The organism is Paenibacillus sp. FSL H7-0714, from assembly GCF_038003765.1.
Taxonomy (GTDB): Bacteria; Bacillota; Bacilli; order Paenibacillales; family Paenibacillaceae; genus Paenibacillus_AQ.
The window spans coordinates 3,410,306-3,424,499 of sequence record NZ_JBBOPT010000001.1; the positions used below are offsets into that span (position 1 = coordinate 3,410,306).

Sequence of the window (14,194 nt, forward strand, 5' to 3'; positions counted from 1 at the left end):
ACTTATTATGTTCCTATCCGTTCAAAGGAGATAAATCAATGAGAAAACTATTGAGTTTCCTATTCATAGCAACAATAGTTGTTATCAGCGCTTGCTCACAAGAAAAGCCTGAAACGAGTAATGACAATGTATTTGTAAAGGGAGGGACTTTTATAGACACAAAGTCCAACTACAATGGTGCAACCCTATCGAACTTTTATATCGGTAAATATGAGGTAACTCAAAAAGAATGGATTGAGGTAATGGAAAGTAATCCCTCAGAATTCAAGGGCGACAATTTGCCGGTTGAAATGGTTAGCTGGTATGACGTTGTTGAGTACTGTAATAAGCGGAGTATAAAAGAGGGTTTAACACCCTATTACAATATAGATAAGAATAAAATAGATACAAATAATAAGAGCGAAAACGATAATATAAAATGGACCGTAACGATCAATAAAGGTGCTAATGGTTATCGATTACCGACAGAAGCAGAGTGGGAATATGCTGCAGGTGGAGGTCAATTAAGCAAGAGTTACACCTACAGTGGAAGCAATAATGCAGATGAGGTAGCATGGTATTGGAAAAACGCTGGAGATAAATACTTATCGGGAGAAAGGAACTGGCCTATCATTGAAAACAACAATAATAAAACAAAAAATGTTGGTGTCAAACAGCCCAACGAGTTAGGACTTTATGATATGTCAGGGAATGTAAGGGAATGGTGTTGGAACTGGTATGGGGATAGGGGAAGCGATGTCGGATATTACCGGGTTGTGAAGGGCGGCGGTTGGATCGGCAACATCACCAACAACGAGATATCTTTTCAAGGCAAGTTCGACGCAAATGGCATGGGACCTGATCAAGGCTTTCGTGTGAGTCGTGGTGAGTAAACGGCGGGAAGGTTATTCTCTTTTAAGTTAAGACTCCATTTCGTAGGCAATGATAAAATGATCTAGCCAATAAGCTGTTTCCGGTACTCTACCGGAAGCAGCTTATTTAATTTCGTTTATTTCCAACTACAAAAGATCTAAACTTTTCACGGTATAAGCTTTAGTTTATGCATATGAAAAAATTAGGACAATGATAGAATCTGATTGTTTCCGCTTATATTAATAAATATGGAATAAAAAGGAGGTTAATCAAACGGGTTGCACAGCATCTTAGTAAGACTAGTTGCAGTATAACCAAGAGGAGGACAGCAAATAAAACAGAAGAGAATGCGTTTATTTTTAGTAATCATTATTTGTTTTATGCTTGCATTGCCTGCAGTAAGTGTAAATGCCGCAACAACGATCACATCTAATCAAAGCGGCACCCAAGACGGCTACTACTATGAGCTATGGAAGGATTCCGGTACCACGAGTATGACTCTTGATAGTGGAGGTACATTCAGTGCTCAGTGGAGCAACATCGGAAATGCTCTGTTCCGTAAAGGTAAGAAGTTCGATGAGACCCAGACACACCAGCAAATTGGAAACATAACTGTTAACTACAGTGCCAACTACCAACCAAACGGAAATTCGTATTTATGTGTCTACGGATGGACCGTTGATCCACTAATCGAATATTACATCGTTGATAGCTGGGGGAGCTGGCGTCCGCCTGGTGGAACGTCTAAAGGTACCATTACCGTTGATGGGGGAACATATGACATATATGAGACTACCAGAGTCAACCAACCTTCAATTAAAGGCACAGCAACCTTTAAACAATATTGGAGTGTCCGGACGACCAAACGTACAAGCGGAACCATATCTGTTAGTGAACACTTTAAAGCGTGGGAGAGCAGAGGAATGTCAATGGGGAAGATGTATGAAACTTCGCTTACGGTAAAGGGTTATCAAAGTAGTGGAACAGCTACCGTGACTAGCAATACAATTACGATCGGAGGTAGCGGAGGTACGAATCCGACGCCAACGCCAAACCCAACACCAACCTCCACACCAAATCCAGGCACAAGCACAAAAATAGAAGCTGAAAACATGACTAAAAGTGGTCAGTATACCTCCAATATAAGCTCACCATTCTCCGAGTTTCTTTATACGCCAACAATGATCTAGTGAAATACACACAGAATTTTACGACCGGTACCCATAATTTTTCACTCCGCGGGGCTTCGAATAACTCTAATATGGCGAGAGTCGATATGAAAATCGGTGGAGTGACCAAGGGCACCTTTTACTTCGGGGGAAGCAGTCCCGCCGTTTATACTCTAAACAATGTCAGTCATGGAACCGGAAATCAAGAAATCCAGCTCGTCGTAACAGCTGATAACGGGACATGGGATGCTTATCTTGATTATCTGGAAATCCAGTAATATTCCAAACACGGAAAATGGAGACGGACTGCTTAATGTAGTGACAAAATGAAAAAAAGCAACCTACCAGCCATGACTGGTGGGTTGCTTGCCTTGTATAAACGGAAAATTTATTTATCTGTTTAAATTACAACTTATCTTTTAACAACAGTCTCACCTTCAATTAACACAGGCTGATAATAAGTGTTGTTTGGAAGGTCTTTTTTTCCTTGTAGTTTCTTAATGACCCAATCCGCTGCATCGCGTCCCATGGCTTCTTGTGGGTGTGTCAAGGTGGTTAGTTTGATGTTCGCGTTTTTGGCGATATAGGAATTGTCTTGTCCGATAATCGATAATTCCTCCGGAATAGTGATGTCCAGCTGTCTGCAGGCATGAACCACTTCCAACCCAACCTCGTCGTTATAACAAACAATAGCAGTGAGCGTATCTCTATTTTTATTCAGAAAATCCTTCAAGTCTGTAGATAACGTCTGTTTTGTCTCCGTATTGAATGAAAAAATCTGCTCAGGATAAAATCGTAATTTGGATTCTCCGAGTGCTTTAATATACCCTTTCATCCGATACTTTCCTTGTAAATCATCCATTTTTGCAATGAGCCCTATTTGGGTGTGCCCTTTGGTTATCAACTCTTTTGTTGCCAAATAGCTGGACTGTACATCATCAAGACAAAGGTACGGCAGTTCTATTTCTTCATAAAAGGCATTAATCATTATAATCGGAATATCCTGTTCCTTAAAAGAAAGGTAGTAAGCAATATTGGGGTTATATAGATTGCTTTTCGTAGGTTCAATAATTAAACCATCTACACCGTAGGACAGCATCATTTCAAGGGCCTTTTTTTCTTGAGCAACATCGTTATTTGTACTAGCTAATAGTAGAGAATAATTATCCTCATTTAGCCGGCTCTCGATCCCACGGATAATGGAAGGAAAGATATAGTCGGAAATATAGGTCGTGATTACACCGATCGTCTTCTTATGGGAACTCCCGCCGGTCTTCGAACGATATTGGTTGCTGACATAAGTACCAGAACCTTTTTCGCTTCGCAGGAAGCCTTCGTTGGAAAGTTCTAAAATTGCTTTTCGAACAGTCTGCCGGCTAACTTCGTACATGGACTGCAAGGCAGATTCAGTAGGGATTTGCTCACCAACATTGTAATCTCCCGAAAGGATTTTGCTTTTTATGTCATCTAATATCACTTGATACTTTGGTTTCATGTAATTCCTCTTTCCATTCTTGTTCGCTAAGTTATTCGTATATTCGGTAAATTTGTATGTACAAATTATAGCATGACTACAAAAAAAATAGAAAGGGGCTCTTTTTTTATACAGTTAAATCATTATTATCTCCATATTTGTATGTATATATAACTAATCAATTGACAAATGTACGTACAAAAAATTATACTAAAGCTGTCAATTAAGAAAGCAAACTCTTATCATGACCTTTTAAAAAAGCGCTCTCAGAGAGGTGACAAACGTGATATCGAATCGATTAAGCATCGAACAAGCGATTAATAAGGGAGAAACTTCGCTTGGTATTGAATTTGGGTCTACGCGCATTAAAGTTGTACTTATCGATCATAGCTTTCAAACGATCGCTTCTGGAAGTTACGAATGGGAAAATCAGTTGAAGGACGGTTTTTGGACGTACAACTTGGAAGATATTATCAAAGGTCTGCAAGACGCCTATCGCGAGATGAAGGAAGAAGTTGCTCAAAAATACGGAATCACCCTTCAAACGGTTGGTTCAATCGGTTTTTCTGCAATGATGCATGGATACATGGCTTTCAACGAGCACAATGAACTGCTTGTTCCATTCCGGACTTGGCGTAATGCAACTACAGGTGCGGCTGCCAAAGCATTGACCGAGCTGTTTGGGTTTAATATCCCAGAACGCTGGAGCATTGCTCATCTTTATCAGGCGATTTTGAATGAAGAAGAACATGTGCCACAGATACGTTTTGTTACGACACTAGCAGGATACATTCATTGGCTATTGACTGGAAATAAAGCACTTGGTGTTGGTGATGCATCCGGTATGTTTCCAATTGATGAAACTACAAGAAATTTTAACGCTTCCATGATACAGCAGTTTGATGAACTGGTTGCAAGCAAAGCTTATCCGTGGAAGACCAGTGATTTACTTCCTAAGGTGTATGTTGCAGGAGAGCAAGCAGGTATTTTAAGCGAAGCGGGAGCTAAAATTCTGGATCCATCGCTGCATTTACAATCAGGTATTCCGCTTAGTCCTCCAGAGGGGGATGCTGGAACCGGGATGGTTGCAACGAATAGCGTAAGAAAACGCACCGGGAATGTATCTGTAGGAACCTCTGTTTTTGCCATGATTGTATTAGAAAAAGAACTTTCCAAGGTTTATCCGGAAATTGATATGGTTACTACTCCGAACGGAAGTCCAGTGGGCATGGTTCATGCGAATAACTGTTCAAGTGACCTCAACGCCTGGCTAGGGTTATTCCGCGAATTCTATGAAGCCATGGGACACAAAGTGGATGCCAATAAATTGTACAGCGTGCTATTAAATAAAGCTTTGGAAGCAGATCCTGATGCCGGTGGATTACTAAGCTATGGTTATCTCTCAGGAGAGAATATTACTGGGTTAGAACAAGGTCGTCCGCTATTTGTCCGCTCGCCGGAGAGCAAATTCAATCTGTCCAACTTTATGCGTACACATCTATTCAGCGCCTTTGGTGCTTTGAAAATTGGAATGGACATTTTGACGAAGGAAGAGAATGTAGCCATTGATAGTATTTTAGGCCACGGCGGCTTATTTAAGACTCCTGTAGTGGGTCAAAAAATGATGGCAGCTTCAATGAATGTTCCTGTTTCCGTAATGTCGACTGCCGGTGAAGGCGGTGCATGGGGAATGGCTATTCTTGCCGCTTACATGATGAATAAAAATCAGGAAGAAAGTTTAGAAGACTTCCTCGATCAAAAAGTGTTCAAAGATGTTAAGGGTGAAGAAATTCATCCAGAGGCAACCGACATTAAAGGATTTGAAACCTTTATCGAACGTTATAAAAAGGGTCTGGCGATTGAGCAGTCCGCTGTTGACAATTTAGTGTGAAAGTGGAGGTAGCAAGATGTTAGAACAACTTAAAGAAGAGGTTTTTCAAGCCAATCTGGAATTGCCGAAACAAGGACTTATTAAATATACATGGGGAAATGTGAGTGCAATTGATCGTGAAAGTGGATTATTCGTAATCAAACCTAGTGGTGTAGATTATGAAACAATGAAAGCCAGCGATATGGTAGTTGTTGATCTGGATGGCAATGTGGTTGAAGGAGATATGAGACCTTCCTCCGATACACCTACTCACGCCGTGCTTTATAAGCATTACTCCGAGATCGGGGGAATCGTGCACACGCATTCCACTTGGGCGACCATTTGGGCTCAAGCAGGACTAGATGTTCCTGTCATGGGAACGACCCATGCTGATACCTTCTATGGTTCCATTCCTTGTGCGCGTTTCTTGACGCAAGAAGAAGTCGATCGTGGTTACGAAGCGGAAACGGGTAATGTAATCATCGAGACCTTTGAACAACGTGGGATCGATATTATGGCGGTTCCTGGTGTTTTACTTAAAGGACACGGACCCTTTACTTGGGGGAAAAATGCGAAATCGGCGGTAATAAACAGCGTAGTTTTGGATGAAGTATCCAAAATGAATTTGTTTGCAAGAGAGCTGAATCATTTTGCTGAGGAGTTGCCACAACGTATTTTAGATAAACATTACTTGCGCAAACATGGAAAAGACGCTTATTACGGACAAAAATAATTAAACCACAAAATTACGAAAAGAGGATGAATATGTCAACAGCAGTAGCAAAAGAATTTTGGTTTGTCGTAGGTTCACAACATCTTTATGGGGAAGAAGCATTGGCTGAAGTTAAGGCGCATGCCCAAACGATGACAGATGCTTTGAATAAAAGCGGAGTTTTACCTTACCCTCTAGTGTTACAGAATTTGGCTGTCAGCGCAGATAAAATCACAAACATCATGAAAGAAGTCAATTACCGCGATGAAGTTGCCGGTGTTATCACTTGGATGCATACCTTCTCACCTGCAAAAATGTGGATCCGCGGAACTAAAATGCTGCAAAAGCCTTTGCTACATCTAGCTACGCAATATAATGAAAGTATCCCATGGGCAACGATCGATATGGATTTCATGAATCTAAATCAAGCCGCTCATGGTGACCGTGAATATGGTTTTATTAACGCCCGTTTGAACAAACAAAACAAAGTGGTAGTAGGCTACTGGGAACGTCCTGAAGTCCAAAAGCAAATTGCAGAATGGATGGACGTAGCCGTTGCTTATAACGAAAGCTTTAATATCAAGGTCGCTCGCTTTGGTGACAATATGCGTAACGTTGGCGTAACCGAAGGAGATAAGGTTGAAGCCCAAATTCAATTTGGATGGACTGTTGACTACTTTGGTATTGGCGATCTAGTACAAATCATTAATGAAGTTAAAGAAGAAGAGATCGATGCCTTATTCGCTGAGTATTCAGAGCTGTATGAATTTGATTATGGGACTAACAGCAAAGAAGCTTGGGAAGCTAGCGTGAGAGTTCAAGCAAGCTATGAAATTGCTATTAAACGATTCCTTGATCAAGGTGGCTACAACGCCTTCACATCGAACTTCGAAGATTTACACGGAATGAAACAACTTCCAGGACTTGCTGTTCAACGACTGATGGCACAAGGCTATGGTTTTGCTGGAGAAGGAGATTGGAAGACTGCAGCTCTCGATCGCTTGCTTAAAGTGATGAGCCATAACCAATCCACTGGATTTATGGAAGATTACACTTATGAATTGACGGTTGGTCAAGAATCCATTCTTCAATCCCATATGCTTGAAGTAGATCCTACTTTGGCAAGCAACAAACCAAAAATTATCGTATCTCCACTGGGTATTGGTGGTAAAGACGATCCAGCACGTTTAGTATTTGACGGTAAAGCAGGAGACGGTGTGGTTGTTTCCATGGCTGACTTTGGGACTCATTACAAACTGTTGATCAATGAAGTTACTGCTTTCGAACCAACGGTTCCAGCTCCCAACCTTCCAGTAGCTCGTGTACTTTGGAATGTTAAGCCTAACTTCCAAGATGGGGTTAAAGCTTGGATCGAAAATGGTGGCGGTCACCACACCGTAGTTTCATTAACGCTTACAACAGACCAAATTATTGCTTATGCAAAACTTGTAAACTTGGAATATGTAGTTATTAAGTAATAGCAAAGCTCTATGTATCTTTAAATTGTAAAAAAAGAACCTTTATCATTAGGTTCTTTTTTTACGTATTCTCAGTTTGTTCAACGCATGAAGCACTCATTTATATTGAATGCAGTATGGAACGGCGGTTCAATTCGAAGTAATAAGTTGATTCAGATAGAGTTCAGAGTTTTAATGTAGCGATACCCTTAGCTTTGCAGCAAAAGTAATATGTGTTCAGGCAAAAGACGGTTAACAATAAATATGTAAGCTCTTTTAATAAAAGCAGTTTGATCTGACGGAGACTTGATGTACGCCTGAATTGCGGGGCAATAGATGGTTGCCAAGATATGCCATAATACAATATATTTGAAGTAAGAAACAAGAAATATCTTTCCGAGCCGGCATGACTGAATGAAACTATGGAGGAAGAAGTTATGAAAAAGTTTAAATTAAGCATGTCCGTCAAACTTTTCTTCATCTGTTTTTTATTCGTACTTGCTACGGCAACGATTGTAAGTCAAATTTCGTTACGCTACTTGCAAAAGGAAATGTACAACAGCCAACGATTCTACGAGCAGCAAATGATCTCGAAGGTTAATCAGAATTTATCACTTTCATTTGAATCTTATCAAAATATATTGTTTTCAATTGACTCGATCTTTCCTTTTGAGCGGAGAGTGGTGGAATCGCTTAAATCCCATTTGAGCAAATTGGTTGATTTAAATCGGAATTTTGTCTCCAATATTTATATTATTAAAGATGATATGTCTATTGTAGGCGGAAATATTTTAACCACCGTATTGGATGAGCCTCGCGAAGAACGGCGTTCATTGTATGAGCAAGCCCTTGACAATAATAAAAGCACAGTCATTAGCAATCTTTATAAATCATCAACCTCTGGCTGGACCGTTACTTTGCTCAAATATTTGAGAGGAAGCAACCCTTCGGCCGTTATTGCGGTCGATCTTGATTTGTCAGCCATTGATCAAAACTTGCTTAAGATGATCCGCGACGATTTAATGAATATGATTATTGTGGATAGTCAAGGGCTGGTCATTGCGGGAGAAAGCGGCCTTGCCGATATAGCTTTCCAAACCGCAGATCGCCAATTTTCATTTGGCGATATCGAAACCAAACAGATTGCGGCAATGAATGAAAATACGATGAATACCAAAGATAGGAGGGGCAGCCCGATTATGTTAAGCCGAATGCCTACTTCCAAATTTAATTGGTCGATTATATCGATCAATACGGGAGTGAGGCTCAAAAAATCGGAATTGCAGCTTCAGCGCAACTTTTCGTATTTGCTTATCGTAGGCGTTGTCCTCAGTATCATTGTAGCGATCGTCATTACCCGATATATACGTAAGCCGTTACTGTATCTCACTTCCAAAATGAAGCTTATCCGGCTTGGTCAACTGGATATGAGCAGTACTTGGAATCGCAACGACGAGTTTGGAGAGCTGGCGAAAACCATTGACATTATGCAAAAAGAAATTCGTCTGCTGCTCGATAATTTGAACGCGAGCAACGAGTTGAAACGGGAATTAGAAATTCAAGTTTTACAGTCCCAGATTAATCCGCATTTTTTATACAATACATTAGGTTCCATTGCGAATGTAGTTGGTTTGGAACAATATGATAAAGTTGATCCTATGATTCGCGCATTAATTAATACGTTGGAGTACGGGATCGCCGATGCCTCGAGCAAAGTGACACTTCAAGAGGAATTGAACAACGTACGAGATTATATTTTTATTCAGAATGTGCGTTACAATCATACATTTGTCGTGTGGGAGCATATTGAGGAAGGGCTAGAGCAATTTCCGGTATTCAGACTTCTGCTGCAGCCGATCGTAGAGAACAGTTTATTCCATGGGTATAGCGGCGGAAGAAAAACGGGGCCTATCATTATTAAAGCGTATAAGCAAGAGGATTGCATATTCATCGAAGTCATTGATGAAGGGGTCGGCATGAGCAATGCTATTGCATCAAGCATTTTGCAAAAAGTAATCGACAAGACGAAGATGACCCGACAACGTATAGGTTTAGCCAACATTCATCAAAGAATTAAGCTCTATTATGGGAAAAGCTACGGCTTGATAATTATGAGCAGAGAAGGTAAAGGATCATGCGTCAGAGCTGTATTTCCATTACATGAGACAGAATAGGAAGAGAGCTGATGTCAATGAGAAGCTATCGATGTTTAATTGTGGATGATGAAGATCTGATCTTGCAGCGATTAGAAAAAATTTTCGAAACCTACGGGGACAAGTATCCTATTATCGGAAAAGCCTATTCCGGTCAGGATGCGATTGATATGGCCATGGAATTAAAGCCGGATATCATATTGACTGACATCGTCATGCCAGGCATGGATGGCATCGAGATGATTGAACGACTTAGAGACAAGCTGCCGACAACCGCCTTTATCATATTGTCAGCCTATTCCGATTTTACTTACGCGAAGAGAGCTATTCATCAAAATGTACAGGATTATATTGTGAAGGTACCACTCAATACATCGGATATTAAGATCGCTCTTGATAAAGCGGCTCATGAGATTACGTTAATGGGGCAAAAAGATGAACAGCTAACAAAACTAAAGCGTTCCATTCTTGAAAATAGATATCGTATACGCAAGCAACTGATGAATGAACTGGTTCGTCAGGAAACTAACGTATCTCAAATTGAAAGACTAAGCGAGGAACTTCAGGTGGATCCACAATTAAAGGCATATATCTGCTTTATCGTTGAATTGTGCGACCCCGAAGAGCCGCTGCATGCATATACAGCCAAAGACCAGACTATGCTTAAATTTGCGGCTCTTAATATTATTGAGGAAACGATTGGCATGGAAGGGAAAGGCTTCGCATGCGAAATGACTTATAGCTATATGATGGGAATCGTTGCATTTCCGAGCATGTCCAGTCAAAGTAAGTACGAAAGGCAATCTTTGGAGCTTGGGCAAGCCATTTCGAGTAATATCAAAAAATATTTAAAGCGAAAGTGCAACATCTGCTTTAATGAGTCTGCATTTGGTTGGAGTACCCTGGCGGCCAGTTACCGTATAGCTTGCGAGAAGTTGGAGGATGCTTATTATATGGAGGACGGAGTTTTGTTAGGGAATTCCTATCAATCCACCCGAAACAAGAACATATCGGGTCACATACAAGAGCAATTTCATCAACTCGTCAACAAATTGCAGCCTAATATCGCACCCGATCAGCTTACTGAAAATTTCATCAGAATCGCGGAGCTTGCAGACGAGGCTAAGGTTGAACGCGAGCGAATGGAGTTATGGATACGAAGCTGTATACAAGAGGTGAGATCGAAGGTGTCTTCTTGGAAAAATGAACTTCCAGCCTTCCCGATCGAACGATTGAAAGGAATGAAGTTTAATGAACAGCTAAAGGCATGCTCCGACTATGTAAGAGAATGTCTTCTATTTCAACCTGCCTCCTCACGTTCTGAAATTGTGAAAGCGAAACAGTACATTGAAGATCGCATTTCGCAAAAGGTTACTCTGGATGAGGTGGCAGAAAGTACGAATTTGACTCCAACCTATTTCAGTTCTTTGTTTAGACGCGAAACAGGAGAAAGTTTAATCGATTACATCAATCGGCGTAAAATGGAAAAAGTAATGGAGATGATAAAAGAAAAAGATTACACCAATATGACTCTCTGCGAGGCGATTGGCATATATAATGAAAAATACTTTTGTACGTTATTTAAGCAGCATTACGGCGTAACGCCTCAAAAATTCCGCAAACAATTTATACGGAATTAAGAAAAGGCCTCATTCCTAGAATCCGGGATGAGGCCTTTTTGTTTTATTAAGATCGAAAAATATTGAACGATTACACAATATTATTGAAGTTTTTACGATTTTTTAGTTGATATACTTTATTTTGCGGATCAACCGTTTTGTTTAAATTGATAAGAAAGGGATCGATAGCAAATGGATATTTATCGTTGTTTAATTGTCGATGACGAAGATCTCATATTGCAGCGTCTGGAAAAAATAGTTGCAGCTTTCGGGAACAGGTACCCGATAATTGGCAAAGCATATTCCGGGCAAGAAGCGATAGACATTGCTTTGCAAACCAAACCGGATATTATATTGACAGATGTCGTTATGCCGGGTATGGACGGCATTGAGATGATTGAACAATTGAAAAACAAGCTTCCTAAAACTGCGTTCATTATATTATCTGCCTATACGGACTTTGATTATGCGAAGAGAGCCATTAAACAAAATGTGTTGGATTATGTAATGAAAGTGCCATTAGACCCTTTCAATATTCGAAAAGTGCTCGATAAAGCGGCAAATAAAGTTGCGATAATGAAACAAAAAGAAGCGCAATTGACAAAGTATAAACGATCGGTGATGGAAAATCGGTATCGGATGCGCAAACAAGTCATGAACGAAATCATTCGCGGGGAGACGCCTGCCAGTCAGATTGCTACGCTTTGGGAAGTGCTGCGAATTGATTCTCATTTGAAAGCCTATAACTGCTTTGTGTTAGAATTATGCGATGACCCAAACAGGCAAGAGAATCTGACCACCAAAGAACAAAGCATGTTAAAGTACGCAGCACTCAATATTGTAGAAGAGACGATCGGTATCGATGCGAAAGGCTTCGCTTGCGAAATCAATGAACATTTTATGATGGGAATTGTAGCTTGGCCTTGCATGTCAAGCCAGACGCTTAACGAAAAACGGTCGATGGACCTTGGACTGGCGATTGCATTTAACATAAGAAGCTTTCTTGACCGGAAGTGCAATATCGCCTTCAGCGATTCGGCGTTCGGTTGGCATACGGTTGCCGATTCTTATAACGTGGCATGCAAGAAGCTGGAGGATACGTATCATATGGAAGACGGCGCGCTGTTTGGGCCGGCATACCGTAGCACTTACAACAAGGGACAACCCTATTCGGACATTCAAGACCAATTCCGTCACATTCTAAACCAATTGCAACCAGCCTCCGTACCGGAGTGGCTTGAAGATGACTTTGCTGCAATTGCGAAGCTCGCAAACGAAAGGAAGGTTGGGCGTGAAAGAATGGAACCTTGGATACAATGCTTTTTGTATGATGCGAAGAGGAAAATTACATCATGGAAAAAAGAGTTGCCGCCCATACCGCTAAAGCAGCTTAGTGGTCAAAAGTGCAACGATCAGCTAACGGTCTGCTCGGCATACGTAAGAAACTGCATTCTGATCGATCTTGTATCCGTGCGGCCAGAAATCGTTAAGGCCAAATATTATATTGAACATCATATTTCTCAAAGGCTTATATTGGATGAAGTTGCTGAATATACGAATCTGGCTCCGTCTTATTTTAGTTATTTGTTTAAACGCGAAACCGGCGAAAGTTTAATCGATTATATCAACCGCCGAAAGATGGAGGTAGCTATGGATATGTTAAAAGCGCAGGACTATTCGAATGAAGCGATTTGCGAATCGGTTGGAATTGCGAATACAAAATATTTTTGTACGCTGTTTAAGCAACAGTACGGTCAGACGCCTCAAAAATTTCGCAAACAGGTGACAGGGAAATAATAACTGATTGTTAAACATAAAATTTTGGATTAACTGATTGATTTATTGGGAAACCGGGTTCTAGAAAAAAAGTAAGATGGAGGCACACCAATAATTTATTAGTTAGGGGAGACAAGCAATGAACACACCAACAACCACTTTATCGGACACGATGGCACGACGTTCCAAAAAAAAGCGAAGCCAGCTGTGGGCCAAATGGCAAAGATACAAATTTATCTATTTATTGTTAACGCCAACGCTAGTTTATTTTTTCGTATTTAAATATATCCCGATGCTCGGTATTGTTGTAGCCTTCAAACAATTCAGTTTCGGACTCGGGTTATGGGACAGTCCTTGGGTAGGTCTTGATAATTTCAAAAACTTCATACAAGGCGTCTACTTTTGGGACATCATGGAAAATACAATTGTTATTTCGTTTTACAAGTTGTTGTTTGGATTTACGGCTCCTATAGGGCTTGCATTAATGTTGAATGAGGTACGCTCGAACTGGTTCAAAAAAACGATTCAAACGATTACATATATGCCGCATTTCATTTCCTGGGTTATTGCATACGGACTAATGATTTCTTTATTTTCCCCTGGAGGGGGGCTTGTCAATTTATTATTGAAGGAATACGGTTTTGAGCCAATAGCGTTCTTGAACGATGTGAACTGGATTCGCCCGCTCATCATTGCTTCGGATATTTGGAAGGAAGCCGGATGGGGAGCCATTCTGTACTTAGCGGCCTTAGCGGGAATCAATCCAAGCTTATACGAAGCTGCCCGTATGGATGGAGCATCCAAGCTGAGACAGCTTTGGCACGTCACGTTGCCAGGGATCCGAAATGTCATCATTATTTTGCTTATTATTAAGCTTGGTCAAGTTCTCGATGCGGGTTTCGATCAAATATTTATGCTGCTTAACAGCTTTAACGCGGAGAAAGCAGATATCATCGACACTTGGGTATATAGAGAAGGGCTGGAACGAATGCAAATCGGATTGGCGACCGCAGTCGGCGTGTTCAAGTCGGTGATCGGATTAATTCTGGTCCTCGGAGCCAATAAGCTTGCCAAAAAGTTTGACGGACAAATTTGGTAGATAGGAGAGGATA

Annotated in this window: 9 protein-coding genes and 1 pseudogene; 9 read left to right on the top strand and 1 reads right to left on the bottom strand. The window is 40.8% G+C overall.

Going from position 1 to position 14,194, the window contains the following annotated elements; translation table 11 throughout:
- Nucleotides 1-38: 38 nt before the first annotated feature.
- Nucleotides 39-872, top strand: a complete 834-nt coding sequence (locus tag NST34_RS15185; protein ID WP_341128154.1) for a formylglycine-generating enzyme family protein — start codon at nucleotides 39-41, stop codon at nucleotides 870-872.
- A gap of 312 nt (nucleotides 873-1,184) precedes the next feature.
- Nucleotides 1,185-2,299 (top strand): annotated as a pseudogene (locus NST34_RS15190) (glycoside hydrolase family 11 protein).
- Between the two features lie 134 nt (nucleotides 2,300-2,433).
- Here the strand turns inward: NST34_RS15190 and NST34_RS15195 are convergent.
- Nucleotides 2,434-3,516 carry a GntR family transcriptional regulator gene (locus tag NST34_RS15195; RefSeq protein WP_340969418.1) on the bottom strand — a complete coding sequence of 361 codons (1,083 nt, stop codon included), beginning with the start codon at nucleotides 3,514-3,516 and terminating at the stop codon, nucleotides 2,434-2,436.
- 262 nt (nucleotides 3,517-3,778) lie between these two features.
- Between NST34_RS15195 and NST34_RS15200 the strand changes: the two genes are divergently transcribed.
- The 7 genes from NST34_RS15200 (at nucleotide 3,779) to NST34_RS15230 (ending at nucleotide 14,181) form a co-directional block, all read left to right on the top strand.
- Entirely contained in the window at nucleotides 3,779-5,386 is a 1,608-nt protein-coding gene (locus NST34_RS15200; protein ID WP_341128155.1) for a xylulokinase, read from the top strand.
- Nucleotides 5,387-5,402: 16 nt separating this feature from the next.
- Nucleotides 5,403-6,098 (top strand): L-ribulose-5-phosphate 4-epimerase, encoded by a 696-nt coding sequence (locus tag NST34_RS15205; RefSeq protein WP_042188210.1) that lies wholly within the window; start codon nucleotides 5,403-5,405, stop codon nucleotides 6,096-6,098.
- Nucleotides 6,099-6,130: 32 nt separating this feature from the next.
- Nucleotides 6,131-7,555: an L-arabinose isomerase gene (araA, locus tag NST34_RS15210; protein WP_341128156.1), complete on the top strand. Its 1,425-nt coding sequence runs from the start codon at nucleotides 6,131-6,133 to the stop codon at nucleotides 7,553-7,555.
- Between the two features lie 416 nt (nucleotides 7,556-7,971).
- Nucleotides 7,972-9,708, top strand: coding sequence for a sensor histidine kinase (locus NST34_RS15215; RefSeq protein WP_341128157.1), 1,737 nt, complete (start codon nucleotides 7,972-7,974; stop codon nucleotides 9,706-9,708).
- Nucleotides 9,709-9,719: 11 nt separating this feature from the next.
- Entirely contained in the window at nucleotides 9,720-11,327 is a 1,608-nt protein-coding gene (locus NST34_RS15220; RefSeq protein WP_341128158.1) for a response regulator transcription factor, read from the top strand.
- Nucleotides 11,328-11,498: 171 nt separating this feature from the next.
- On the top strand, nucleotides 11,499-13,103 hold the full coding sequence (locus tag NST34_RS15225) for a response regulator transcription factor (RefSeq protein WP_341128159.1): 1,605 nt from the start codon (nucleotides 11,499-11,501) through the stop codon (nucleotides 13,101-13,103).
- Nucleotides 13,104-13,221: 118 nt separating this feature from the next.
- A complete protein-coding gene (locus NST34_RS15230) occupies nucleotides 13,222-14,181 on the top strand; it encodes an ABC transporter permease (protein WP_341128160.1) in 960 nt (319 codons plus the stop codon).
- Nucleotides 14,182-14,194 lie beyond the last annotated feature (13 nt).

Bases quoted from the DNA above. Each gene is read 5' to 3' on its own strand.
- NST34_RS15215 (WP_341128157.1), top strand. From the start codon at position 7,972: ATGAAAAAGTTTAAATTAAGCATGTCCGTCAAACTTTTCTTCATCTGT.
- NST34_RS15220 (WP_341128158.1), top strand. From the start codon at position 9,720: ATGTCAATGAGAAGCTATCGATGTTTAATTGTGGATGATGAAGATCTG.
- NST34_RS15230 (WP_341128160.1), top strand. From the start codon at position 13,222: ATGAACACACCAACAACCACTTTATCGGACACGATGGCACGACGTTCC.
- NST34_RS15225 (WP_341128159.1), top strand. From the start codon at position 11,499: ATGGATATTTATCGTTGTTTAATTGTCGATGACGAAGATCTCATATTG.
- NST34_RS15185 (WP_341128154.1), top strand. From the start codon at position 39: ATGAGAAAACTATTGAGTTTCCTATTCATAGCAACAATAGTTGTTATC.
- araA (WP_341128156.1), top strand. From the start codon at position 6,131: ATGTCAACAGCAGTAGCAAAAGAATTTTGGTTTGTCGTAGGTTCACAA.
- NST34_RS15205 (WP_042188210.1), top strand. From the start codon at position 5,403: ATGTTAGAACAACTTAAAGAAGAGGTTTTTCAAGCCAATCTGGAATTG.
- NST34_RS15195 (WP_340969418.1), bottom strand. From the start codon at position 3,516: ATGAAACCAAAGTATCAAGTGATATTAGATGACATAAAAAGCAAAATC.